A 24,080-nucleotide genomic window follows, 5' to 3' on the forward strand; every position below is an offset into this window, starting at 1 on the left:
GGCTTACACCACTTCGAACAGGCCCGCCGCTCCCTGGCCGCCACCGATGCACATGGTGACGACCACATATTTGACGCCACGGCGCTTGCCCTCCAGCAGCGCATGGCCGGTCAGGCGCGCGCCCGACACGCCGTACGGGTGGCCGACGGCGATCGCGCCGCCGTTCACGTTGAGGCGATCCATCGGGATGCCCAGCGTGTCGGCGCAGTACAGCACCTGCACGGCAAAGGCTTCGTTCAATTCCCACAGGCCGATGTCCTCGACCTTCAGGCCGGCCTTCTTCAGCAGTTTTGGAATGGCGAACACCGGGCCGATGCCCATCTCGTCCGGCTCGCAACCGGCGATGGCGAAGCCGCGGAAGATGCCCAGCGGCGTCAAGCCCTTGGCGGCCGCGGTCTGCGCGCTCATGACGATGGACATCGAAGCGCCGTCCGAGAACTGGCTGGCATTGCCGGCGCTGACGACGCCGCCCGGCACGGCGCTGCGAATCTTGGAGACCGCTTCATAAGTCGTGTCGGCGCGGATGCCCTCGTCGGCCGAGATCGTCACTTCGCGGGTCAGCAGCATGCCGCTGGCCTTGTCGGCCACGCCCATGGTGGTGGTCATCGGCGCGATTTCGGCGTCGAACAGGCCGGCGGCCTGGGCCGCGGCGGCGCGCTGCTGGCTCTGCACGCCGTACTCGTCCTGGCGCTCGCGGCTGATGTTGTAGCGCTTGGCCACGGTCTCCGCCGTCTGCAGCATCGGCCAGTAGATTTCCGGCTTGTGCTGCGACAGCCAGACTTCCTTGTACATGTGCATATTCATTTCCTGCTGCACGCAGGAGATCGATTCCACGCCGCCGGCGGCGTAGATGTCGCCTTCGCCGGCGATGATGCGCTGGGCGGCGGTGGCGATGGTCTGCAGGCCGGACGAGCAGAAACGGTTGATGGTCATGCCGGCGGTGGTCACCGGGCAGCCGCCGCGGATGGCGATCTGGCGCGCGATGTTGCCGCCGGTGGCGCCCTCGGGGTTGGCGCAGCCGATCAGCACGTCCTCCACCTCGCCCGCTTCGATGCCGGCGCGGCCGATCGCCGCCTGCAGTGCATGGCCGCCCAGGGTGGCGCCATGCGTCATGTTGAACGCGCCTTTCCACGACTTGGCCAAAGCAGTACGGGCGGTTGAAACAATGACGGCGTCGATCATGTGAGTCTCCTATGAGTGGGTGTTTTATAGTGAAATCAGAATAGCATATTTTAGTACGGTCGTTCGCAAATTTTTTATGTAAGTTTCGTGTAAGTTTGGAGCAAGCTTTGCGTAAGGTTCGCGGTACACACTGCGCTCAAGCTGACGAAAATGTAACTATCTCGGCTGGGGAAATCCAAAAAATTACAGGAGACAAAAATGACGACAACATCAGGCACTGCCGATCCGCGCAACCTGCCCAAGTCCACCGCCATCACGCCGGAAGAACGCAAGGTGATTTTTGCGTCCTCGCTGGGGACGATTTTCGAGTGGTACGATTTCTATCTGTACGGCTCGCTCGCTCCGATCATCGCCAAGCAGTTCTTCATCGGCGACCCGACCACCACCTTTATTTTCGCGCTGCTGGCGTTTGCGGCGGGCTTCATTGTGCGCCCGTTCGGCGCGCTGGTGTTCGGCCGCCTGGGCGACATGATCGGCCGTAAATACACCTTCCTGATCACCATCCTGATCATGGGCGCCTCGACCTTCATTGTCGGCCTGCTACCCGGGCACGAGGCGATCGGCATCGCCGCGCCCATCATCCTGGTCTCGCTGCGCATCCTGCAAGGCCTGGCGCTGGGCGGCGAATACGGCGGCGCGGCCACCTACGTGGCCGAGCACGCACCGCACGGCAAGCGCGGTTCGTTCACCGCCTGGATCCAGACCACGGCGACGCTGGGCCTGTTCCTGTCGCTGCTGGTGATCCTGGGCACCCGGACCGCCATCGGCGAAAAAGAGTTCGCGGCCTGGGGCTGGCGCGTGCCGTTCCTGGTGTCGGTGCTGCTGCTGGGTATTTCGGTGTGGATCCGCCTGTCGATGAATGAATCGCCGGCGTTCGCCAAGATGAAGGCCGAAGGCAAGACCTCGAAAGCACCGCTGAGCGAAGCGTTCGGCCAGTGGCGCAACCTGAAGGTGGTGATCCTGGCGCTGGTCGGCCTGACCATGGGCCAGGCGGTGGTGTGGTACACCGGCCAGTTCTACGCGCTGTTCTTCATGACGCAAGTGCTGAAGATCGACGGCGCCAACGCCAACATCCTGACCGCCATCTCGCTGGCGCTGGCCACCCCGTTCTTCATCTTCTTCGGCATGCTGTCCGACAAGGTCGGCCGCAAGTGGATCATCCTGGGCGGTTGCGTGCTGGCTGCGGCCACCTACTTCCCGCTGTTCGGCGCGCTGACCCACTACGGCAATCCTGCGTTGGAAACCGCGTTGAAAAACTCGCCGGTGGTAGTGGTTGCCGACCAGGAATCGTGCCACTTCCAGTTCAACCTGACTGGCCAGAAGAAGTTCCCTTCGTCGTGCGATATCGCGACCGGCATGTTGTCGCTGGCCTCGGTCAACTACACCACGCAGGCTGCCCCAGCCGGCAGCGTCGCCAAGATCAAGGTCGGCGACAAGGAGATCACCTCCTTCAACGCCACCATGACGCCTGACGGCCTGAACTTCGACAAGACCAGCAAGGAAACCGAAGCCGCGCTGAAGAAGGAAGTTGGCGCCGCCATCAAGGGCGCGGGCTACCCGGCCAAGGCTGACGAGACGCAAATGAACAAGCCGATGATGGTGGCGGTGCTGTTCATCCTGGTGCTGTACGTGACCATGGTGTACGGCCCGATCGCCGCCATGCTGGTGGAGATGTTCCCTACCCGTATCCGCTACACCTCGATGTCCCTGCCTTACCACATCGGTAACGGCTGGTTCGGCGGTCTGCTGCCGACCATCTCGTTCGCGCTGGTGGCGTTCAAGGGCGACATCTACTACGGCCTGTGGTATCCGATCATCATCGCCCTGATCACGGCTGTGATCGGCGCGCTGTTCGTCGCTGAAACCAAGGACAACAACATCTACGCCAACGACTAAGCCGCTGCGCCTAGCCTGCAATAGCCGCCAGCGATGGCGGCTATTTTTTTGTCTTTTGCGTTATAGTCTGGCTTGCCAAAAACTACACGCGAAACCCAATGACCCGATTGACGATAGCCTGCCTGATGCTCCTTCAACTCGCTGCGGCGGGCGCGCAGGAAGCGCCGGCCGAGGAGGTCCAGGCGGTCGAAGTCGGCGGCATCAGGAATCCGGAATTGCGCTCGTATCGCAACATGCTGGCCGGCCTGGACGCGTTCGAGCACGGCCGCAAGCTGGCGCCGGATGCCGATACCTTGCGCTTCATCCTCAAGCCGCAGCAGCCAGGGGCTTCCATCAACGGCATTGCGCTGCGCATCGCCGGCGGCGACACCAGCATCGCCGTGCCGGTCGCGGCCGACGGCGGCTTCGTGCTGCCGCGCAGCCAGGCGGCGGACGACAGCGACGCCGACATCATCCTCAACCGCAAGAGCGGCACCTTCAGCGGCACGCCGGAGATCAAGAGCGCCAACGTGCCGGCGGACATGCGCAGGCTGGGCGACATCCGCCTCGAATGCGAGGTGATGATCACGATCGCAAAAAAGGAAATCAACTTCGCGCTGCGCGCCCTCGCCACGGTGGCGCTGGGCGGCGGCGACTGGTGCAAGTCGTCCAAGATCAGTTACGGCACGCCCGCGCCGTGGCCGTCGGACAGCGTGACGCTGGTGCACGGCGCGCGGCGGCAGTCGATGTCGCCGGGCCGGCGCCAGCAATACTTCACCATGCCGCTGCGCGACAGCAGCTGGCCGGACGACACGCTGATCGAGTTCCAGCCCTCCGCGCCCGCCACCGTGGCCGAATTTAGCAAGGAACCGCTGTACCTGCGCGGCACGATGAACAAGTGGACCACGGCCACGCCGTTGAAGCAGGTGGCGGCCGGCGTCTTCAGCGCCGACGTGGCGCTGCCCAAGGGACTGAGCCGGTTCAAGGTCGGCTCGCAGGATTTTCGCACTGTCGAGCTTGGCCGCGACGACAAGCAGGGCAAGCTGCTGGCCGACCAGGCGCAGCCGCTGGCCTGGGCCGGCCGCGACCTGTGGTTCGACACGCCGCAAGCCGGCATCTACACCTTCGCGCTCAACGTCGCCACGCCCGACGCGCCCGTCCTCACCGTCACCCCGCGTCAATAAAGGCTCTTCACGGATTTCCGGGAGTATGTTTCGCTGCACGGCGCTTCCTGCGGCGGGCGCTTCTTGCAGAGCCGGACTTGCCTTGAGTACCATTGCCGCGCGGCGCGGCCGTTGCGCTGGACGGGCGGATTTCGGTTTGGTGCGGCCCGGCTTGGCGAGCCGGTGGCTGCGTATCCTGATCTTGCGGCATCCGCTCAGGTGCGCGTGAACGCTGGCTGTCCGCCTGCGCGCCATCTCCGTGCAAACGCGCTATCGCCGCCTTCCGCGCCGAGCGGCAGACATCGGCAAGCAGCCATTCGTCGCTGCCCGGAAGGCGCAGCCAGATGGCTTTCCAGGCATTGCGGTTGCCGCTGCCGTGCAGGTTCGCAAAGCATGATGGCGATACCGTATGCCCTTCATATTTGATTTCCGCCCCCACCACTGTGGCGAAGTAGGGCTTGCGGTCGAAGCTGGCGCGCAGCCTTGTGCCCTCGGGAAGAAAGACCTGCTTCCATTGGTATCCGGCCTCGGATGCCGCGGCAGGTTGTTGCGGGGCTGGCGACGCGGGCTTGATGTAGTTGCGAATCGCCTCGATCACGAAGGGTTCCTGGGCGAAGGAATCCGACCAGAAATTGCCGGTGAATTCGCCCAGCTCGACGAGCACATCGTCGGGTACGCGGATCGGGAATTGGAGGCTATATCTGGACATGGTGAGGGTTCCTAAAATCGGGTTTTACTAAGCGCTGCTAACCACTACTGACCTGTACTACAGCGCGCTAACACTTACTAAAAATGCCGCGCCGAACGCTAAATGCCGCTATAGTTTTCCGCCTGTATTCGTTAGAGGCGGTTAGTGGTTTTTAGTTCCGAAAATAGCGCGGAGTCGCACGAAATATCGATAGTTAGCGCAGTGTAGTAGTGGTTATCGTGTTTTAGTAAAAGCCGAAAAAACAGGACCCGTTCTGCGCATGCCAACGGCGCGGGCAAAAAAAGGCCGCCTGAAGAGGCGGCCGAAGCGCTTAAACGAGAAAGCGGTAATTTTATCGAACTTGTATGCGACGGCGAGCGACCACACCCAACAGGAGAGCCCCTGTCAACAGCATGGCGTAGCTCGATGGTTCAGGAACGGCGGTAACGCTGGAGGACAAAAACTCGACGCGCAGGCCGGTCGGATTGCCGCCGTTTTGCGCCCAGTTGCCGACGACGAATTGCATCGTGTTGACGCCGGACTGGAAACCGCTGCCGGCGGCAAAGGCGGTCCAGTCGGTAAAGCCGCTGCCGCTGGCGATGACTTGATTATTCAACTTGACCACGGCGTCGTTGTCGGCGGCGAAGCGGCCGCTGAAGGCCGCGCTGCCGGCGTTGTAGCCGGTCAGGTCGAACGACAGCGTGTAGGTGTAGCTGCCGGCGCTGTAGGCGTCGAAGCTCTGGCCCTGCGACGCGGTGGGCGTGATCCATTTCGACACGCCGTCGTTGGCCAGCCATGGGCTGATCGGCCAGACGTTTTCGAGCGTGATCACAGGCGCGGTGTTGCCGATCACGGTATCGCTGCTGGCTGCGTTCAGGCTGTAGTTGGTATCGGAACTGCCGTTCGCACCGACTCCGGTGTTGACCAGGCCACTTATGCTGGCTGCGTGGGCGGAGGAAATTGCTGCGAATGCCACTGCGGCGGCAATGATGGTGCGTTTCATGAAGGCCTCTAAAAATTAAGTTTGGGTTCTAACGTGTACTTCACGCTGCGACTCGAACCGTTTTTTAGGGCTTCGAAGATGGTGCTGCTGGTTTGAAGGAAGTATAGCAACAATTGGAGAGAAATGCTCACATGCAACGGAAATTTTTTGTGCATGTGAGCTTTTTCAGACAACGTGACTCAGCTATGGTCAGCCATTAAAGCCCTTGCCCTCTTCGGCCAGCTTGACCAGCAGCGGCGCCGGCTTCCAAGCGCTGCCCTGGTGGCCCCGGGCGTACTTGTTGATCGCCGCCAGCACGTTCGGCAAGCCCACCGTGTCGGCATAGAACATCGGGCCGCCGCGGAACAGCGGGAAGCCGTAGCCGGTCAGGTAGACCATGTCGATGTCCGAGGCGCGCAGGGCGATGCCCTCTTCCAGGATGTGGGCCGCTTCGTTGACCATCGAATACACCAGGCGCTCGACGATCTCCTGGTCGCTGATCTTGCGGCGCGCCACGCCGATATCGGCCGAGTGCTGCACGATCATGGCGTTGACCTGCTCGTTCGGATAGGCCTTGCGGTCGCCCGCCTTGTAGTCGTACCAGCCGGCGCCGGTCTTCTGGCCGTAGCGCCCCATCTCGCACAGCAGATCGGCGGTCTTGGAGTAGCTGATTTCCGGCTTCTCCACATAGCGGCGCTTGCGGATGGCCCAGCCAATGTCGTTGCCGGCCAGGTCGCCCATGCGGAACGGGCCCATGGCGAAGCCGAACTTCTCGACCGCCTTGTCGACCTGCTCCGGCAAGGCGCCCTCTTCCAGCAGGAAGCCGGCCTGGCGGCTGTACTGCTCGATCATGCGGTTGCCGATGAAGCCGTCGCACACGCCCGACACCACGCCGGTCTTCTTGAGTTTTTTCGACAGCGCCAGCGCGGTGGCCAGCACGTCCTTGCCGGTCTGCGCGCCACGCACGATTTCCAGCAGCTTCATCACGTTGGCCGGGCTGAAGAAGTGGGTGCCGATCACGTCCTGCGGACGCTTGGTGAAGCCGGCGATCTGGTTCAGGTCCAGGGTCGAGGTGTTGGAGGCCAGGATCGCGCCCGGCTTCATCACTTCGTCCAGCTTGCGGAACACGGCTTCCTTGACGCCCATCTCCTCGAACACGGCTTCGACCACGATGTCGGCCTGGCCGATGTCCTCATACGCCAGCGTGCCGCTGACCAGGGCCATGCGCTGGTCGAACTTCTCCTGCGTCAGCTTGCCCTTCTTCATGGTGTTTTCGTAGTTCTTGCGGATCGTCGCCAGGCCCTTGTCCAGCGCTTCCTGTCTGGTTTCCAGCATGACCACCGGGATGCCGGCGTTCAGGAAGTTCATGGCGATGCCGCCGCCCATGGTGCCGGCGCCGATCACGGCGGCCTGCTTGATGGCGCGCACCGGCGTGTCGGCCGGCACGTCCGGCACCTTGCTGGCGACGCGCTCGGCAAAGAAGGCGTGGCGCAGCGCTTTCGATTCGGTAGTCTGGATCAGGTGCAGGAAGCGTTCGCGCTCGAACTTCATGCCGTCTTCGAATTTCATCGTGACCGAGGCGGCCACGGTTTCCACGCACTCCAGCGGCGCCGGGAACGGGCCGGACATGGCCTTGACCGTGTTGCGCGAGAATTGCAGGAAGGCTTCGTGGTTCGGGTAGTCGACTTTGCGGTCGCGCACTTTCGGCAGCGGACGTGCATCGGCGATGGTTTCGGCAAAGGCCACGGCCGAGCTGACCAGGTCGGCGTCGGCGGCGAACACGGCGTCGAACAGCGCGGTGTTGGCCAGCTTGTCGGACAGCACCGGGGTGCCGGAGACGATCATGTTCAACGCCATTTCCAGACCCAGCACGCGCGGCAGGCGTTGCGTGCCACCGGCGCCCGGCAGCAGGCCGAGTTTGACTTCCGGCAGCGCGATCTGCGCGCCCGGCATCGCCACGCGGTAGTGGCAACCCAGCGACAGCTCCAGCCCGCCGCCCATGCAGACGGTGTGGATGGCGGCCACCACCGGCTTGGTCGAGCCTTCGGCGGTGGCGATCAGGGTGTGCAGGCTGGGCTCGGCCAGCGCTTTGGGCGAATTGAATTCCTTGATGTCGGCGCCGCCCGAAAAGGCCTTGCCGGCGCCGGTGATGACGATGGCTTTGACGGCATCGTCCGCCAGCGCCTGCTGGATGCCCTTGACCGCCGCCGTGCGGGTGGCCAGGCCCAGGCCGTTGACCGGCGGATTGTTCAGCGTGATGACGGCAACCGTGCCGCGGACTTCATATTCAGCAGTCATGTCTCTTCCTCATGTTGTAGTGGAGCTTTAATAAGATCGTCAGCCCACTCACTATACCGCATAAAAGAACGGTCGTATTATTTTTTTTGTTGACCTTACAGCATGGTACAGGATGGCCCGGTGGGCAGCCATGCAAACTTGCCGTTTCGGCCAGTGCTTTTGATTGCGGAGAAAAGGCTTTTTAAATAAGCGAAATCCTCGCCGAAAGATATTCCGATGTTAATTCCTCGTGGAAAATTCAATACACGCGCATCGAAAAATTAAAACAGGTTCTTGTTTTGGATCAAATTCGGATGAATAATAAGTTCAGCTGAATCCCCCAGTGCCCCCGAATAGTTCATTCCAGTTAATTCTCTCCAAATATAACAGGACTCCACATGGATGCGCATAGCCAGGTAATCCAATCTCAAGATCTTGATATTCAAGCTATTAATACGGCGTTGAACCGGGTGCAGGCGCTGATCGAGTTCGACCTCGACGGCACCATCCTGCACGCCAACGACAACTTCCTGAAAACGGTCGGCTACACGCTGGAGGAAGTCCAGGGCAAGCACCACTCGATCTTCTGCGATCCGGAGTACGCAAAGACCCCGGAATACAAGGACTTGTGGGCCCGCCTGGGGCGCGGAGAGTACGACTGCGGCGACTACAAGCGCGTGGCCAAGGGAGGCCGCGAGGTGTGGATCAATGCCTCCTACAACCCGATCATCGACGCCGAAGGCAAGGCCTACAAGGTGATCAAGTTCGCCACCGTCATCACCGACAGCAAGATCAAGAACGCCGAGTACGAAAGCAAGGTCGCCGCCATCTCCAAGGCCCAGGCGGTGATTGAATTCGACATGACCGGCCATGTATTGAATGCCAACGAAAACTTCCTTAACGCAATGGGTTATGTCCTGGACGATATTAAAGGCGAACACCACCGCATGTTCTGCGAAACGGAATATGCGAATAGTTCGGAATATAAGCGATTCTGGCAAAAACTGAATCGCGGCGAATTCGATAGCGGCCGCTATAAACGAATTGGCAATAATGGTAAAACCATATGGATACAGGCGACTTATAATCCGGTGCTGGACCTGAATGGCAAGCCGTATAAAGTGGTGAAGTTCGCCAGCGATATCACCGACCAGGTCAACCTGGAGAATTCGGTGGCGGCCAAGGCCGAATCGGATGGCGCCAAGATCAAGCGCCTGCTGGACTCGGTGGGCCGCGCCGCCTCCGGCGACCTGACCAGCAAGATCATCATCGACGGCGACGAACCGCTGGACCACCTGGCCGAAGGCATCAGCAAGATGATCACCGACCTGCGCAAGGTCATCAGCGACGTGGTGGCCTCGGCCAACGGCTTCGCGGAAGCCTCGACCACCATCGCCGAGCGCTCCAACGGCCAGGCCGTGGGCACCCAGGCGCTGGGCGCCACCGTCGAGGAAATGAACGCCTCCATCGACGGCCTGACCAATTCCATCAACACCATCGCCCAGAACACCAACGACGCCGACACGCTGGCCAAGGCCACCCAGCAAGAAGCCCAGGCCGGCGCCAAGGCCGTGGCCAAGTCGATCGAGGCGATGGACCTGATCAACCGCTCGTCGGAAGACATCGGCGAGATCGTCAAGGTGATCAGCGAGATCGCCAACCAGACCAATATGCTGGCCTTCAACGCCGCCATCGAAGCGGCCCGCGCCGGCGAGCACGGCCTGGGCTTCTCGGTGGTCGCCGACGAGGTGCGCAAGCTGGCCGAGCGCTCCTCGCAGGCCACCAAGGAAATTTCCAAGCTGATCAACGAGTCGGTCAAGCGGGTCTCGGCCGGCAGCGAGATCTCACGCCAGGCCAGCGACGCCTTCGACAAGATCGTCGCCGGCGTGGCCAAGACCACGCTGGCGATCTCGGATATCTCCAGCGCCACCAACGAGCAATTGCTGACGGCGCGCGAAGTGAGCACCGCCGTGCAGTACATCGCCGAGGAGGCCGAGAAATCGGCCGCCGCCTGCGACAGCATCGCCCGCTCGACGGAAGGCTTGAACCAGCGCGCGGGCGACTTGAACAAGACCGTGGCCGGCTTCGTGGTGTAGGCGTGAGCATCGGCGCGGGACTCCCCCCGGCGACGCTGACCGCGCTCATCGCGCTGGTGCGCAAGCACACCGGCATCGCCATGACCGAACGCAAAAGCATCTTGCTGGAACGGCGCCTGCGCCCGCGCATGCAGGCGCTGGAGATCGTCAGCTACCAGGCCTACCTGGACAAGGTGGAGCAGGACCGCGGCGAGATACCGCACTTTATCGACCTGGTCACCACCAACGACACGCTGTTCTTCCGCACGCCGCAGGTGTGGGACTACGTCGAACAGGAGTTCCTGCCCGCGTGGTGGGCGGCGCACCGGGGACGGCGGCTGCTGGTCTGGTCCGCCGCCGCATCGAGCGGCGAGGAGCTGTATTCGATGGCGATGCTGTGCGAGGAATTCCAGGCGGCCCATCCCGGCTTCAGCTACCGCATCCACGCCACCGATATCTCGCAGCAGATCCTGGCGCAGGCCCGGGCCGGCGAGTACAGCGGCCGTTCGGTGGAACGCATCCTGCTGTCGCACCCGGAATGGGTCAAAAAATACTTCAAGCCCGGCGGCAAGGGCCTGCGCGTGGTCGACGCGCTGAAGCAGCATGTGGAACTGGCGCAGCACAACCTGCTGGCGCCGCTCAAGCCGCACAAGCAGTTCGACCTGGTGTTCCTGCGTAACGTGCTGATCTACTTCGACCAGCAACACCAGGAGACCGTCCTGAAACAAGCCCGCCACAGCATGGCGCCCCACTCCCGGCTGATCCTGGGGGAATCCGAATCGATAGTCGGGCTCGACACGGCCTACCGCTACGACCGGCCTATGATTTATACGGTGTGACATGGAAACCAACGCCCTCGACTTCATCAACCAGCTCGGCGCACCCGCCGCGCCCGGCTGCCTGCAGGTAGCCATGGGCAAGCTGGAGATCGGCGCCCACAGCGGCCAGCTGCAGGCGCTGCTGGGGTCCTGCGTCGGCATCGCCTTCCTGTGGAAAAAGCGCGGCCGCTGCGGCCTGGCCCACTGCCTGCTGCCGGAGGCGCCGGACCGCCAGTGCGAAACCGGGGCGCGCTACGTCAGCCAGGCCGTGCCCTCGCTGCTGCGCCTGATGGGCGCGACCGAGGCCGACTATCCCGACATCGAAGTGGTGGTGGCCGGCGGCGCCCATATGTTCCAGCGCCGGGCGCCGCGGCTGCAGGTGGGCCAGCAAAACGCCGCCGCCGCCCACAAATACCTGCGCGAATGCGGGCTCAACGTCAGCTATTGCCGGCTGGGCGGCAAATGCGGCCGCACCTTGACCATCGATTGCGCCACCCAAAGTTTTGCCGTCACCGACATCGTCGCCACGCCACAGGACAGCCTCCATGCCAGCCATTAACAGCGCCGCCGCCCCCGCCACCGAACTGTTCGGCTCCTTCGTGCTGGCGGACGACGAGTTCGCCCTGCCGGCGAGCTGCATCCGCGAAGTGGTCAATTATCCGGCCAGGATCAGCGTGCTGCCGCTGTCGCCGGCCTTCCTCGAAGGCGTGTTCACCCTGCGCGGCGTGGTGATCCCGGTGGTCAACCTGGGCCGGGTGTTCCGGCCGGAGGCGCGCGCGGCCGAGGCCAGCGACAAGATCGCCATCCTCGATTTCCAGGGCGTGCTGGTGGGCATACTGTTCCATGAAACCGGAGAAATCCTGCGCGTGCGGCCGGAACAGCGCAGCACCCTGAGCTACGCCAACGGCGACGTCCATGGCGTCGTGGCCGGCACCATCCTGCTCGACGACGGCGCCCGCCTGGTGCAGGTGCTGGACCCGGCCGCGCTGGTGCGCATCGAAAACGTGCCGCAGGTGCTGGCGCTGCAGGGCGCGCAGCAGCAGACCGCGCGCCGCCACCAGGGCGAGCGGCGCCAGTGCGTCAGCTTCCGCGTCGGCGCGTCGTCGTTCGCCTTCGAGATGCGCGCGATCCAGGAAATCATCCGCGTGCCGGAATTGCAGGCCTCGGTGTTGAACAGCGCGCTGTGCCTGGGGCGCATCAATTTTCGCGGCAGCCAGGTCGCCGTGGTCGACTTCGCCACGCTGCTGAACGCCGCGCCGGCGCCGGCGCAGCGCGAGTTCCTGCCCGACCAGCGCATCGTCATCGCCCGCATCGACGACGCCACCATCGGCTTCCTGGTCGACTCGGTCGACAACATCGTCAACTTCTACAGCGAGGAAGTGATGGCGATCCCGCTGCTGAGCAAGGCCCGCGCCGGCATGTTCGGCGGCTGCATCGCCAAGCCCGAGCTGGGCGACATCATCTTCCTCAACCACCGCGAGATCTTCAGCAGCAACGAGATCAAGGAGATGCGCGCCGGCCACGCCAACCTGTATCCGAAGGACGAAGCCGTCAAGGCCGAGCACGATCCGCACCGCGCCCAGCGCCAGGTCTACATCACCTTCGCGCTGGAGAACACGTACGCGGTGGAGATCAAGCAGGTGCGCGAGATCATCGACTTCTCCGGCGACATCACCCGCCCGCCCGGCATGCCGGCCTTCATGCGCGGCATGCTGAACCTGCGCCAGCAGATGATCAGCGTGATCGACCTGCGCAGCCTGTATCACATGCCGCCGCTCGAGAACGCCGACCAGGCCAAGATCCTGATCGTCGAGCGCGGCGAAGACCTGTACGGCCTGATGGTGGACGCGGTCGAGAACATCATGACCATCAGCGACAGCCGCCGTTTCGCCGCGCCCAAGATACTGCGCAACCCCGGCGTGCAAGGCGATCCGCGCGGCGAGATGGACGAGGTGATCGACATCGAAGGCGAAGCCGACAGCCACAAGACGCTCAGCGTGTTCGAATGCGACCGCCTGCTGCAACGGCTGGCGCGCGAGCTGCCGGCGCTGGCGGCATAGGCGGCGCTGCGGTAAAGTAGCGGCATGCCGGCAGCCGCCGGCCTGGCCAACTTTTGAGGTTTTACCATGTCCTTCTTCATCTCCCGCCGCGCCGCCATCCTGCTGCTTCCGCTGACGCTGGCCGCGGCCAGCGCCTGTGCGCTCTCGCTGGCCGATCTGAGCAACCAGGACGCCGCCGGCGGACTCAAGGCGGCGCTGGACAAGGGCTCGTCGCTGGCGGTCGCCAAGCTGGGCGCGGAGAACGGCTTCCTCAACAATGAGAAGGTGCGCATCCCGCTGCCGAAGATCCTGGAGCAGGCGCGTCCGCTGCTGAAGATGACCGGCAAGGGCCAGCAGCTCGACGACCTGGTGGTGCAGATGAACCACGCGGCCGAGGCGGCCGTGCCGATGGCCAAGCCGCTGCTGCTGGACGCCGTCAAGTCCATGAGCATCACCGACGCCAAGAACATCCTGACCGGCGGCGACACCTCGGTCACCGACTTCTTCCGCGAGAAAACCTCGCCGAAACTGGCGGTGCAGTTCCTGCCGATCGTGAAAAAGGTCACCGACCGCTCCGACCTGGCCAACAAGTACAACACCGCGATGGCGATGGCGCCCAAACTGGGCGTGCTGGCCAAGGAACAGACCACGGTCGAAGGCTACGTGACCCAGCGCGCGCTGGACGGCCTGTACACGATGATAGGCGAAGAAGAAAAAGCCATCCGCGCCGATCCGCTCGGCGCCGGCAGCAAGCTGATCGGCAAGGTGTTCGGCGCCCTCAAGTAACAGCAAGTCTCCTCCCCCTCAGCCCGGTTCGCCGGGCTTTTTTTTTGCCTTGCTGTCCGGCCCTGCACAGCGTAATATAGATAGGTAGCCTACCTATATTGAATACCATGACCAAAGAAGCCGCCATCCCCAAGGAAGCCATCGCGCTGGCCGACGACCTGCGCGCCGCGCTGCACCACGTGTTCCGCCGCATCCGCCAGGAAGGCGACAGCGACCCGCACGGCCTGTCGTTGCAGCACAAGCTGCTGCTGTCGACCATTAACCTGCTGCCAGGCATCGGCGTGGCCGAGCTGGCGCGCAGGGAAAAACTGCGCGGCCCCACTATGAGCGGCCACATCAAGGCGCTGGAAAACGCCGGCCTGGTGCGGCGCGACACGCCCAATCCCGACGACCGGCGCCGCGTCGGCCTGCTGCTGACGCCGCAAGGCGCGGCGGTGCTGGACGACATCCGCAGCCGCCGCCTCGACTGGATGGCCCGCAAGCTGGCGCAGCTGCCTCCCGAAGGCGCGCAGGCGCTGCGCAACGCCCTCCAATACCTCAACGCGATCGGCGAATGACCATGCATACAGAAAATCGGCCGGTGACGGCCAGGGAAATCCGCGCCATCTACATGGGGCTGGTCATCATGATCGGCCTGGCCTCGCTGGACCAGAGCATCGTGGCGACCGCGCTGCCGCGCATCGTCTCCGAGCTCGGCGGCATGGCGCACCTGTCGTGGGTGGTGACGGCCTACATGCTGGCGTCCACCGCCACCATGCCGCTGTACGGCAAGCTGAGCGACCAGTATGGCCGCAAACCGCTGCTGTACACCGCCATCATCACCTTCCTGATCGGCTCGGCCTTGTGCGGGCTGGCGCAGAATATGACCGAACTGATCGTCTTCCGCGCGATCCAGGGCATGGGCGCCGGCGGCTTCATGCCGCTGGCGCAGATCGTCATCGGCGACCTGATACCGCCCGCCGAGCGCGGCAAGCGCCAGGGCAGCATCGCCGCCGTGTACGCCGTCACCAGCGTGCTCGGGCCGGTGGTGGGCGGCTTGCTGACCAGTTGGCTGTCGTGGCACTGGATCTTCTACGTCAACCTGCCGATGGGCGCGCTGGCGCTGTACGTGATCTCGAAATCCCTGCACCACGCCAGCCCGCACCGCGAACACAAGATCGACTACCTGGGTTCGGTGCTGCTGACCGGCGGCGTCACGGCGGCGCTGCTGGTGCTGGCCCTGGGCGGCACGCAGTGGCCGTGGGATTCGGACGAAGTGAAATACCTGAGCCTGTTGGCGCTGGCGTTGACGGCGGCCTTGCTGTGGCACGTGCGGCGCGTGCCGGAGCCGGTGCTGCCGCCCGACCTGTTCCACAACCGCGTGTTCAACGTCGCCAGCGTGGTGCTGGCGCTGACCTTCGTCGGCATGATGGGTTCGAGCGTGTTCTTTCCGCTGCTGTTCCAGATGGTGATGGGCGTCAGCCCGGCCAATTCCGGCCTGCTGACCATGCCGATGATGGTCGGCCTGGTGATCGCATCGTCCTTCAACGGCCGCGTACTGGCCAGGTCCGGCGGCCGCTACAAGCCGACGCAGACCATGGGCCTGAGCCTGGCGACCTTGTCGTTCGCGGTGCTGGCCTGGGGCATCGCGCACTCGGCGGGCTACCTGGTGCTGGAGCCGGCCATCTTCGTGCTGGGCGCAGGCCTCGGCCTGGTGATGCCCAATATGACGATGGCGGTGCAGAACGCCCTGCCAGCCACGCGGCGCGGCGTCGGCACGGCGATGCTGACCTTCTTCCGCTCACTTGGCGGACTCATCGGTGTGACCGGTTCCGGCGCGATCCTGGCGCAGCGCCTGCACGGACAAGCCGCGACGGCCGACATCTATCGCCACGCCATCGCCAGCATCTTCACCACCGGCACGGTGCTGGTGGGCCTGGGCTTGCTGATGCTGATGTTCCTGCCCGAGCTGCCGATGGGCCAGCAAGTTCCTCAGGCAGTCGGCAAGCGATAGTCCCGGTACTGCTCACGCAGCTTGTTTTTCTGGATCTTGCCGGTGCCGCCGACCGGCAGCGCCTCGGCAAACACCACGTCGTCGGGCAGCCACCACTTGGCGACCTTGCCCTGGAAGTGGGCCAGCAGGTCCTCGCGGTTGAGATCCTGCCCCGGCCGCAGCACCACCACCAGCAAAGGCCGCTCATCCCACTTCGGATGGGCGACGCCGATGCAGGCCGCCTGCATCACCGCCGGGTGCGACATAGCGACGTTCTCCAGGTCGATGGTGCCTATCCATTCGCCGCCGGACTTGATGACGTCCTTGCTGCGGTCGGTGATCTGCATGAAGCCGTCGGGGTCGATGGTGGCCACGTCGCCGGTTGGGAACCAGCCGTCTTCCAGCACGTCGCCGCCTTCGTCCTTGAAGTAGCGCGCAATGATCCACGGCCCCTTGACCATCAGGTGTCCGTAGCTGACGCCGTCCCACGGCAGTTCCTTGCCGTCGTCGTCGGCGATCTTCATGTCGACGCCGTAGATCGCATGGCCCTGCTTCTGCAGGATCTTGCGCTGCTCTTCCTTGCTCAGGCCCAGGTGCTTGGTCAGCAGGCCGCCGGCAGTGCCCAGCGGCGACATCTCCGTCATGCCCCAGGCGTGGATCACCTCGACGTCGAACTCTTCGATCAGCGTGCTCATCATCGCCGGCGGGCAGGCCGAGCCGCCGATCACGGTGCGGCGGAAGGTCGAGAACTTCAGCTTGTTCTGCATCGCGTAGTTGATCAGGCCCAGCCACACGGTCGGCACGCCGGCCGAGAACGTGACCTTTTCCTTTTCCATCAATTCGTAGACCGACTTGCCGTCCAGCGCCGGGCCGGGAAACACCATCTTGGCGCCCGACAGCGGCACCGAGTATGGCAAGCCCCAGGCGTTCACATGGAACATCGGCACCACCGGCATCACCGTATCGCGCGAGGAAACGTTGAGCGCGTTGGGCATGGCGGAGCCGTAAGCGTGCAGCACGGTCGAACGATGCGAATACAGCGCGCCCTTGGGATTGCCGGTGGTGCCGGAGGTGTAGCACAGCGTGCAAGCGGAATTCTCGTCGAACAGCGGCCATTCGTAGTCGGGCGAATGGGAGTTGATCAGGTCTTCGTAGCACAGCAGGTTCGGAATTTTCGTCTCGGCCGGCATGCGGTCGGCGGCGCCGAACAGGATGAAACCCTTGACGCCCTTGCACAACGGCGCGAACGCTTCCACCAGCGGCAGGAAGCAGAAGTCGAACATCAGGTACTGGTCTTCGGCGTGATTGCAGATGTAGGCCAGCTGGTCGGGATGCAGGCGCGGATTCAGCGTGTGCAGCACGGCGCCCGAGCCGGACACGCCGTAGTACGCCTCCAGATGGCGGTAGCCGTTCCAGGCCAGCGTGGCGACGCGGTCGCCCATGCGCACGCCCAGTCCGTGCAAGGCGTTGGCCAGTCGCTTGGCGCGCTGCTGGCAATCGCGGAAGGTGTAGCGGTGCAGGTCGCCTTCAACCCGCTGCGAAACGATCTCGCTGTTGGCATAATGCCGCGCGGCGAAGTCCAGGATGCTGGACACGAGCAGCGGCTGATTCATCATCTGGCCCATCAGCGGACTCTGTGGATACATGTATGCGGGCTCCCGAAAATGTTGATTTAATTGGAATGAGTTTGGAATGCCCGTGCGCCGACCGTCAATGCATTTCGATGCTGCACCGCAGCAGTCGCTGGCTGCGGTAAAATCGCAAGCTCACGCCCTGCGGGGCCTTACTGCGAAACGGGAACTGCCATTACTGCCTCTAAACTGCCGCTGGACAATTCCTTCGCGTCCCTGCCGCCCGCTTTTTACACCCGCCTGATGCCTACCCCGCTGCCGGCGCCTTATCTGGTCGCCGTCAGCGCGCCGGCCGCCGCGCTGATCGGGCTCACGCCTGAACAGGTCGCCGACAGCCTCGACGTCCTGGCCGGCAATGCCGCGCCGGAACGCGCGCTGCCGCTGGCAGCCGTGTATTCCGGCCACCAGTTCGGCGTGTGGGCCGGCCAGCTGGGCGACGGCCGCGCCATGTTGTTCGGCGACGTCGCCACCACCGAAGGGCCGATGGAACTGCAATGGAAAGGCGCCGGCCTGACGCCCTACTCGCGCATGGGCGACGGCCGCGCGGTGCTGCGCTCGTCGATCCGCGAATTCCTGTGCTCGGAAGCGATGCACGGCCTGGGCATCCCGACCTCGCGCGCGCTGTCGGTGGCCGGTTCGGACCAGGGCGTGATGCGCGAGACCGTCGAAACCTCGGCCGTGGTGGTGCGCATGGCGCCCAGCTTCGTGCGCTTCGGCTCGTTCGAGCACTGGTTCTACCGCAATAAGAACGATGAGCTGAAACAACTGGCCGATTACGTCATCGACCGTTTTTATCCGGAGTTGCGCGCGGAAGCCAATCCTTACAAGGCATTCCTGGCCGAGGTCACACGCCGCACCGCGCATATGATCGCCCACTGGCAGGCGGTGGGCTTCATGCACGGCGTGATGAACACCGATAATATGTCCATCCTCGGCCTGACGCTGGACTACGGACCGTTCGGCTTCATGGAAGCCTTCGATTCCGACCACATCTGCAACCACACCGACCAGCAGGGGCGCTATTCCTACGCCAACCAGCCGCAGGTGGGCCATTGGAATTGCTACGCGCTGGGCCAGGCGCTGCTGCCGCTGATCGGCGAGGTGGACGAAACCCAGGCCGCGCTGGACGTCTACCAGCCCGAGTTCGCCGCCAAAATGGACGAACTGCTGCATGCCAAGCTGGGCCTGACCTTGCTGGCGCCGCATGTCGATGCCGATCGTACGCTATTTGACGCCATGTTCGCGCTGATGCAGGCCAACAGCGTCGATTTCACCCTCTTCTTCCGGCGGCTGAGCGGCTTGAAGTCAACCGACTCCAGCGGCGACGAGCCGCTGCGCGCCCTGTTCATCGACCGCCCGGCCTTCGATGCCTGGGCCACGCAATACCGCGCCCGCCTGCAAGCCGAGGCCAGCGACGACGCCGCGCGCAAGCTTGCGATGGACCAGGTCAACCCCAAATACGTGCTGCGTAACTACCTGGCTCAAGTTGCCATTGAAAAAGCCCAAAATAAGGACTTTACTGAAGTGGAGCGTTTGCTGTCAGTTTTGCAGCGCCCATACGACGAACAGCCTGAGCACGATCAATACGCCGCCTTGCCACCCGATTGGGCAAGCCATCTTGAAGTAAGCTGTTCTTCTTAAGCGAGTACTAAGCCATGAGCAATAAAGTCACCAAATCCGACGCCGAATGGCGCGCCATGCTGGACCCTATGGAATACCAAGTCACGCGGCATGCCGCCACCGAGCGGGCTTTTACCGGCAAGTTCTGGGATCACCACGAACACGGCATCTACACCTGCGTATGCTGCGATACGCCCCTGTTCCGTTCCGACGCCAAATTCGATTCCGGCTGCGGCTGGCCGAGCTACTTTGAAGCGCTCGATCCCGCCAATGTCATTGAAAAAACCGACCGCACCCATGGTATGCTGCGCACCGAAATCATTTGCGCGGTGTGCGACGCCCATCTGGGCCATGTGTTCCCGGACGGCCCTCCTCCAACCGGATTGCGCTATTGCATCAATTCGGCTTCGCTGCGCTTCGACCCACAATAACGTTTGAGACAACATGAAATTTCTGTTCGACCTGATCCCGGTGCTGCTGTTCTTCGCGTCCTATAAGCTGTCGGGATGGAACGCCGAGGCGTCCCAGCACTTCATCAACACCTACCTGAGCGGCATCGTCTCCGGCGGCACGGTGACGCCGGACCAGGCGCCGATCGTGATCGCCACGCTGATCGGCATCCTGGCGACGATGGCGCAGATCGCGTACATCAAGCTGCGCGGGCGCAAGGTCGACTTCCTGCTGTGGTTCTCGCTGACCATGTTTGTATTCTTCGGCGGCCTGACCATTTACCTGCATGATGAGGATTTCATCAAATGGAAATTGAGCATCGTCTATTGGTTCTTTGCGTCCGGCCTGCTGATAAGCGAGTTCGTCTTTAAAAAGAATCTGATGCGCAAGTCGATGGAAGAAATCATCCAATTGCCGGACCTGATCTGGAGCCGCCTGAACCTGGCGTGGATCAGTTTCTTTGTCGCAATGGGCTTCCTCAACTGGTATCTGGCCTTCGTATTGTTTAAAGGCGACACCAGTTCGTGGGTCAGTTTTAAAGCATTTGGTTCGACCGCGATCATGTTCGTATTTATCATCGGTCAAACCATCTATCTGTCGCGCCACATGAAGGATGAAGCATGAGCGGAATCGATAAAGACAGCCGCATGGAGCGCATGCGCAGCCGCTTCCAGGCCGCCCTGGCGCCGCTGGAACTGACGCTGGACGACGACTCGGCGCTGCACGCCGGCCATGCCGGAGCCGCCTCGGGTGGGGGTCATTACAACGTTAGAATTGTTTCGTTACAATTCGAGGGGCTCAAACTCGTCACAAGACATCGACTCGTGTATGATTCCGTGCACGATATGATGCATAAAGAAATTCATGCATTGGCCATTACCGCATTGGCTCCGTCCGAAGTATGATGTAGCGCTTGGTCTGGGAACGGTCGCTATCGGTTTCAAAATAATTGAACACAAAGACTGATAGTTGATCCAACTCCTGCCCAGGCAATTTCGCTAAAACTTTCCCCTTACAGGAATTAATAATGACTTTCAAGCCAGCCAGTTTGCTGATTGCACTTCTCGCCGTTGCCGCCGTACCTGCTTTCGCACAAAACGTTGCCGTAGTTAATGGCAAAGCCATCCCAACCTCGCGCGTGGACGCTGTGGTCAAGCAAGTTGTCGCCCAAGGCCAGCAGCCTGATTCGCCACAACTGCGCGAACTGATCAAGAAAGACCTGATCGGCCGCGAAGTGATGATGCAGGAAGCGGAAAAACAGGGTTTCGGTAAAGATGCAGCGGTCAAGACGCAGATCGAAAACGCCCGCCAGGCCATCATCGTCAACGCGCTGGTCGGCGACTACATGAAGAAGAACCCGGTTTCGGATGCCGACATCAAGGCGGAATACGACCGCTTCGTGGCCCAGAACGGCGACAAGGAATACCATGTACGCCACATCATGATGGCTACCGAAGCTGAAGCGAACGACGTGATCGCCAAGATCAAAGGCGGCGCCAAATTCGAAGAGCTGGCAAAAGCATCGAAAGACACCGGTTCCGCAGCAAACGGCGGCGATCTGGATTGGGCAGTACCATCGTCCTTCCCACCTGCGTTCTCGGCTGCTTTCGTTGGCCTGCAAAAAGGCCAGGTTACCGAGAAGCCAGTTCAAACCCCGAACGGCTTCCACGTGATCAAAGTGGACGACATCCGCGCAGCCAAGCTGCCTACCCTGGAAGAAGTGAAGCCGCAAGTTGCGGAAGCACTGGCCCAGAAGAAACTGCAAGCCTACCAGGAAGAACTGGTCAAGAAAGCAAAAGTGCAGTAATGTTATAGATGAAGGCGGCGCCCTGCGGGGCGCCGTTTTTAATTCTGCGTCGGTACAATGCACCGCCCGAGTGCGATTTCTTGTTTTTTTATAGGATTTAATAATGATGTTGAAGCCAGCCCACCTGTTGTTAGCACTGATCGCTGCCGTTGCAGCGCCGGCATACGCGCAAAACGTCGCGACCGTGAATGGCAAGGCTATTCCAGCCGCCAAAGTAGATCAAATGGTCAAGCAAGTGGTCTCGCAAGGCCAGCAGCCTGATAGCCCGCAGCTGCGCGAAATGGTCAAGAAAGAATTGATCGGCCGCGAAGTAATGATCCAGGAAGCGGATAAGCAAGGTTTCGGCACCAAGGCCGAAGTCAAGGCGGCAATTGAAAACGCCCGTCAAAGCATCATCATTAATGCGATGCTGGCTGACTACGTTAAAAAGAATCCAGTTAAAGACACCGAAATCAAAGCTGAATACGACAAGTACAAGGCTGCCATGGGCGAGAAGGAATATCACTCGCGTCATATTCTGGTAGCGACCGAACAGGAAGCCAAGGATATTATCGCCAAGCTCAAAGCCGGCGGTAAATTCGAAGAATTGGCTAAAGTATCGAAAGACGGCTCGGCCAATAACGGCGGCGATCTGGGTTGGATGACTCCAGGCAAACTGGTCAAGCCTTTCGCTGATGCGATGGTTGCATTGAAAAACGGCGAGATTACCCAGACTCCGGTTAAAACCGAATTCGGCTTCCATGTCATCAAACTGGAAGAATCCCGCGCCACCAAATTGCCTTCGCTGGAAGAAGTTAAAGGCCAGGTGGCAGAAGCCCTGCAACAGCGTAAAATCGCCGCCTTCCGCGACGAGCTGACCAAGAAAGCCAAGATCCAGTAATCTGGTTTTTCGGTTGTTCAAAAAGCGCCTCATTGAGGCGCTTTTTTTATTCTGGTCGCACAAGGCTTTAAAGCCAGAATCTGGCTGGAACGCGCCAAGTTCTGGCTTGATTACCGGGCTTCATCTATACTTGCCGCATGAATTCCGAATTCCGCACCGCCCTCGACACCGCCCTCGCCTCTGCCGCCACACCGGACCGCGCCCCTGCCATGCGGGCCTACATGCGTGACCAGTTTGATTTCTTGGGTGTGGGAACGCCGCAGCGCCGTCTGGCTGTAAAGCCCTTATTACAGCAATTAAAAGGGACAGGGGCGGATAATATCCTCAATACCGCCTTCGCACTATGGGAATTCCAGCAAAGGGAATATCAGTACGTGGCGATCGACCTGCTAGCCATGCACAGCAAGGAATTGGAACTAGCACATATTCCCAGACTGCTTGAATTGGTGCAGCATAAATCATGGTGGGATACGGTTGACGCGCTGGCCACAGTCATTGGCAAGGTATTGCGCTATCGCCACGACGGGATGGACCAGGCCGTAAAACACGAGAATATGTGGGTGCGCCGGATCGCTTTATTGCATCAGCTGGGGTGGCGCGACAAAGTCGATACGGATCGACTTTTCAATTACGCTCTCTCGCTTGCGCATGAAAAAGAATTCTTCATACAAAAAGCGATAGGTTGGGCATTGCGGGATTATGCACGATACGATCCGGAAGCAGTTCGCTTATTCACGCTAAAAGAAAAACAACAACTTTCAGCGCTGAGTTATCGCGAGGCCAACAAGCATCTTTTGGCGAAATAGACGCGGCGTATCGCCGGTCCAACGCATAAAGGCGCGATTAAAGGCGCTCTGCTCGGAATAACCTAATAACAAGGCGACTTCGGGCAATGCCAGGCGTTTGTCCCGCAAGTATTCGTGAGCGATTTGAAGGCGGGTATCGTCCAATAGAACCCTGAATGTCCACCCGCCCTGCTCCAGCTTCCGGCGCAGCGTGCGGCCTGACATATGCATTTCAACGGCGATATTATCCAGCAGTGGTTCACCCTTAATCAGCCAGGCGGCGATACAGCTGCGGACCTGCTGGGCCAAGTCATCTCTTTGCGGTAATTCAGCCAGACGGATTTGAACCTGCCGCTCCAACATGGCCACCAAACCCGGATCAGGCTGCCGCAGCGGCAATGCCAGCAAACCGGCCGCATAGTCGATTCTGGTGGTCTCGGCGCCAAATACCAGCGGGCAGCGGAACAACGCCGAGTACGGCGCAACATCGGCCGGCTGAGGCTCAACGAAGTGAACCGCCAACGGCGACACGCCGGTGCCGGTGATGTCGCGGGCAAACTGCACCAGCGCCGCCATGCCGCACTGATTGACCACCAGCCCCACGTTGCGCGACTCCGCGCTCCACTCCAGCACCAGCGAGCTGCCATCCTGCCGCCATCCGACCGGGCTGACGTCGTGCACCAGTCGCTGATAGCGCACGTAACGCTCCAAAGCCGCCGGAACGCCGCTGGATGCCAGCAGAACGTAGCCCAATGGCCCCAGGTGCGCGGGAGTAATGGTCGCCCCGACCCGCAGGCCGATCGCCGGATCATCCAGAAGCCTGGCGGCACGCTCCAACAGCATCCGCCAGTGCTGCACGGAATAGGATGGCTCCCCGCCATCCGTCGTCGGCGCCTGCTCCGCCAGAATCGCCTCCGCAGCGTGGCCTTGCCCGTCGAGGTAGTCGAACAGCATGCGTACGTAGGTACCTGGAATGGCGCGGGGAGTTTTGCTCATGGCCTGAATTGTCAAAATTTTGACCTGCAATGTCAAGCCAGCAATGCCCGTCCC

At 61.8% G+C, this 24,080-nt stretch carries 22 protein-coding genes; 16 read left to right on the plus strand and 6 right to left on the minus strand.

The features are described 5' to 3' along the window. Window positions 1-3: 3 nt before the first annotated feature. Complete coding sequence (locus tag RUGAMON1_RS12555; protein WP_445230827.1) at window positions 4-1,182, minus strand: acetyl-CoA C-acyltransferase; 1,179 nt, start codon at window positions 1,180-1,182, stop codon at window positions 4-6. A gap of 198 nt (window positions 1,183-1,380) precedes the next feature. Here RUGAMON1_RS12555 and RUGAMON1_RS12560 point away from each other — a divergent pair, with 198 nt between their 5' ends. Next, window positions 1,381-3,078 (plus strand): MFS transporter, encoded by a 1,698-nt coding sequence (locus RUGAMON1_RS12560; RefSeq protein WP_445230828.1) that lies wholly within the window; start codon window positions 1,381-1,383, stop codon window positions 3,076-3,078. 125 nt (window positions 3,079-3,203) lie between these two features. Continuing rightward, the gene (locus RUGAMON1_RS12565; protein ID WP_445230829.1) at window positions 3,204-4,241 is read left to right on the plus strand and encodes an early set domain-containing protein; all 1,038 of its coding nucleotides are present in this window, start codon (window positions 3,204-3,206) and stop codon (window positions 4,239-4,241) included. A 7-nt stretch (window positions 4,242-4,248) separates the two neighbouring features. Here the strand turns inward: RUGAMON1_RS12565 and RUGAMON1_RS12570 are convergent, their stop codons facing one another. The 3 genes from RUGAMON1_RS12570 to RUGAMON1_RS12580 all read right to left on the minus strand — a co-directional run bounded on the left by RUGAMON1_RS12570 (window position 4,249) and on the right by RUGAMON1_RS12580 (window position 8,188). Beyond that, entirely contained in the window at window positions 4,249-4,929 is a 681-nt protein-coding gene (locus RUGAMON1_RS12570) for a hypothetical protein (RefSeq protein WP_445230830.1), read from the minus strand. Between the two features lie 331 nt (window positions 4,930-5,260). Further along, entirely contained in the window at window positions 5,261-5,911 is a 651-nt protein-coding gene (locus RUGAMON1_RS12575) for a PEP-CTERM sorting domain-containing protein (RefSeq protein ID WP_445230831.1), read from the minus strand. A 189-nt stretch (window positions 5,912-6,100) separates the two neighbouring features. After that, a complete protein-coding gene (locus RUGAMON1_RS12580; protein WP_445230832.1) occupies window positions 6,101-8,188 on the minus strand; it encodes a 3-hydroxyacyl-CoA dehydrogenase NAD-binding domain-containing protein in 2,088 nt (695 codons plus the stop codon). A gap of 377 nt (window positions 8,189-8,565) precedes the next feature. On the opposite strand from RUGAMON1_RS12580, the gene RUGAMON1_RS12585 reads away from it, so the two are divergent. The 7 genes from RUGAMON1_RS12585 to RUGAMON1_RS12615 all read left to right on the plus strand — a co-directional run bounded on the left by RUGAMON1_RS12585 (window position 8,566) and on the right by RUGAMON1_RS12615 (window position 15,878). Then, a complete protein-coding gene (locus RUGAMON1_RS12585; RefSeq protein WP_445230833.1) occupies window positions 8,566-10,263 on the plus strand; it encodes a methyl-accepting chemotaxis protein in 1,698 nt (565 codons plus the stop codon). A gap of 2 nt (window positions 10,264-10,265) precedes the next feature. Next, on the plus strand, window positions 10,266-11,081 hold the full coding sequence (locus tag RUGAMON1_RS12590; protein WP_445230834.1) for a CheR family methyltransferase: 816 nt from the start codon (window positions 10,266-10,268) through the stop codon (window positions 11,079-11,081). 1 nt (window position 11,082) lies between these two features. Further along, the gene (locus RUGAMON1_RS12595; RefSeq protein WP_445230835.1) at window positions 11,083-11,619 is read left to right on the plus strand and encodes a chemotaxis protein CheD; all 537 of its coding nucleotides are present in this window, start codon (window positions 11,083-11,085) and stop codon (window positions 11,617-11,619) included. After that, window positions 11,606-13,120: a chemotaxis protein CheW gene (locus RUGAMON1_RS12600; RefSeq protein ID WP_445230836.1), complete on the plus strand. Its 1,515-nt coding sequence runs from the start codon at window positions 11,606-11,608 to the stop codon at window positions 13,118-13,120. Before RUGAMON1_RS12595 ends, RUGAMON1_RS12600 begins: the two co-directional genes overlap by 14 nt. Window positions 13,121-13,186: 66 nt before the next feature. Next, window positions 13,187-13,885 carry a DUF4197 domain-containing protein gene (locus RUGAMON1_RS12605; protein ID WP_445230837.1) on the plus strand — a complete coding sequence of 233 codons (699 nt, stop codon included), beginning with the start codon at window positions 13,187-13,189 and terminating at the stop codon, window positions 13,883-13,885. 107 nt (window positions 13,886-13,992) lie between these two features. Continuing rightward, the gene (locus RUGAMON1_RS12610) at window positions 13,993-14,442 is read left to right on the plus strand and encodes a MarR family winged helix-turn-helix transcriptional regulator (RefSeq protein ID WP_445230838.1); all 450 of its coding nucleotides are present in this window, start codon (window positions 13,993-13,995) and stop codon (window positions 14,440-14,442) included. Between the two features lie 2 nt (window positions 14,443-14,444). Beyond that, complete coding sequence (locus tag RUGAMON1_RS12615) at window positions 14,445-15,878, plus strand: MDR family MFS transporter (protein WP_445230839.1); 1,434 nt, start codon at window positions 14,445-14,447, stop codon at window positions 15,876-15,878. On the opposite strand, the gene RUGAMON1_RS12620 is transcribed toward RUGAMON1_RS12615, so the two are convergent. Beyond that, window positions 15,857-17,503 carry a 3-(methylthio)propionyl-CoA ligase gene (locus RUGAMON1_RS12620; RefSeq protein ID WP_445230840.1) on the minus strand — a complete coding sequence of 549 codons (1,647 nt, stop codon included), beginning with the start codon at window positions 17,501-17,503 and terminating at the stop codon, window positions 15,857-15,859. The genes RUGAMON1_RS12615 and RUGAMON1_RS12620 overlap by 22 nt on opposite strands. A gap of 228 nt (window positions 17,504-17,731) precedes the next feature. Here RUGAMON1_RS12620 and RUGAMON1_RS12625 point away from each other — a divergent pair, with 228 nt between their 5' ends. The 7 genes from RUGAMON1_RS12625 to RUGAMON1_RS12655 all read left to right on the plus strand — a co-directional run bounded on the left by RUGAMON1_RS12625 (window position 17,732) and on the right by RUGAMON1_RS12655 (window position 23,051). Then, entirely contained in the window at window positions 17,732-19,129 is a 1,398-nt protein-coding gene (locus RUGAMON1_RS12625; protein ID WP_445230841.1) for a protein adenylyltransferase SelO, read from the plus strand. A gap of 14 nt (window positions 19,130-19,143) precedes the next feature. After that, window positions 19,144-19,539, plus strand: a complete 396-nt coding sequence (msrB, locus tag RUGAMON1_RS12630) for a peptide-methionine (R)-S-oxide reductase MsrB (RefSeq protein ID WP_020703277.1) — start codon at window positions 19,144-19,146, stop codon at window positions 19,537-19,539. A gap of 13 nt (window positions 19,540-19,552) precedes the next feature. After that, complete coding sequence (locus tag RUGAMON1_RS12635; protein ID WP_116990712.1) at window positions 19,553-20,182, plus strand: septation protein A; 630 nt, start codon at window positions 19,553-19,555, stop codon at window positions 20,180-20,182. Continuing rightward, on the plus strand, window positions 20,179-20,463 hold the full coding sequence (locus RUGAMON1_RS12640) for a BolA family protein (protein WP_116990713.1): 285 nt from the start codon (window positions 20,179-20,181) through the stop codon (window positions 20,461-20,463). The genes RUGAMON1_RS12635 and RUGAMON1_RS12640 overlap by 4 nt, the downstream gene beginning before the upstream one ends. A gap of 122 nt (window positions 20,464-20,585) precedes the next feature. After that, window positions 20,586-21,365 carry a peptidylprolyl isomerase gene (locus RUGAMON1_RS12645; RefSeq protein ID WP_152836495.1) on the plus strand — a complete coding sequence of 260 codons (780 nt, stop codon included), beginning with the start codon at window positions 20,586-20,588 and terminating at the stop codon, window positions 21,363-21,365. 103 nt (window positions 21,366-21,468) lie between these two features. Further along, window positions 21,469-22,245 (plus strand): peptidylprolyl isomerase, encoded by a 777-nt coding sequence (locus RUGAMON1_RS12650; protein ID WP_116990715.1) that lies wholly within the window; start codon window positions 21,469-21,471, stop codon window positions 22,243-22,245. Between the two features lie 137 nt (window positions 22,246-22,382). Continuing rightward, on the plus strand, window positions 22,383-23,051 hold the full coding sequence (locus RUGAMON1_RS12655; RefSeq protein ID WP_445230842.1) for a DNA alkylation repair protein: 669 nt from the start codon (window positions 22,383-22,385) through the stop codon (window positions 23,049-23,051). Here RUGAMON1_RS12655 and RUGAMON1_RS12660 read toward each other — a convergent pair. Further along, window positions 23,004-24,062 carry an AraC family transcriptional regulator gene (locus tag RUGAMON1_RS12660; RefSeq protein ID WP_445230843.1) on the minus strand — a complete coding sequence of 353 codons (1,059 nt, stop codon included), beginning with the start codon at window positions 24,060-24,062 and terminating at the stop codon, window positions 23,004-23,006. The genes RUGAMON1_RS12655 and RUGAMON1_RS12660 overlap by 48 nt on opposite strands. Window positions 24,063-24,080 lie beyond the last annotated feature (18 nt).

Origin of the sequence: Duganella rhizosphaerae (assembly GCF_040364205.1) — a bacterium.
Lineage (GTDB): Bacteria > Pseudomonadota > Gammaproteobacteria > Burkholderiales > Burkholderiaceae_D > Rugamonas > Rugamonas rhizosphaerae.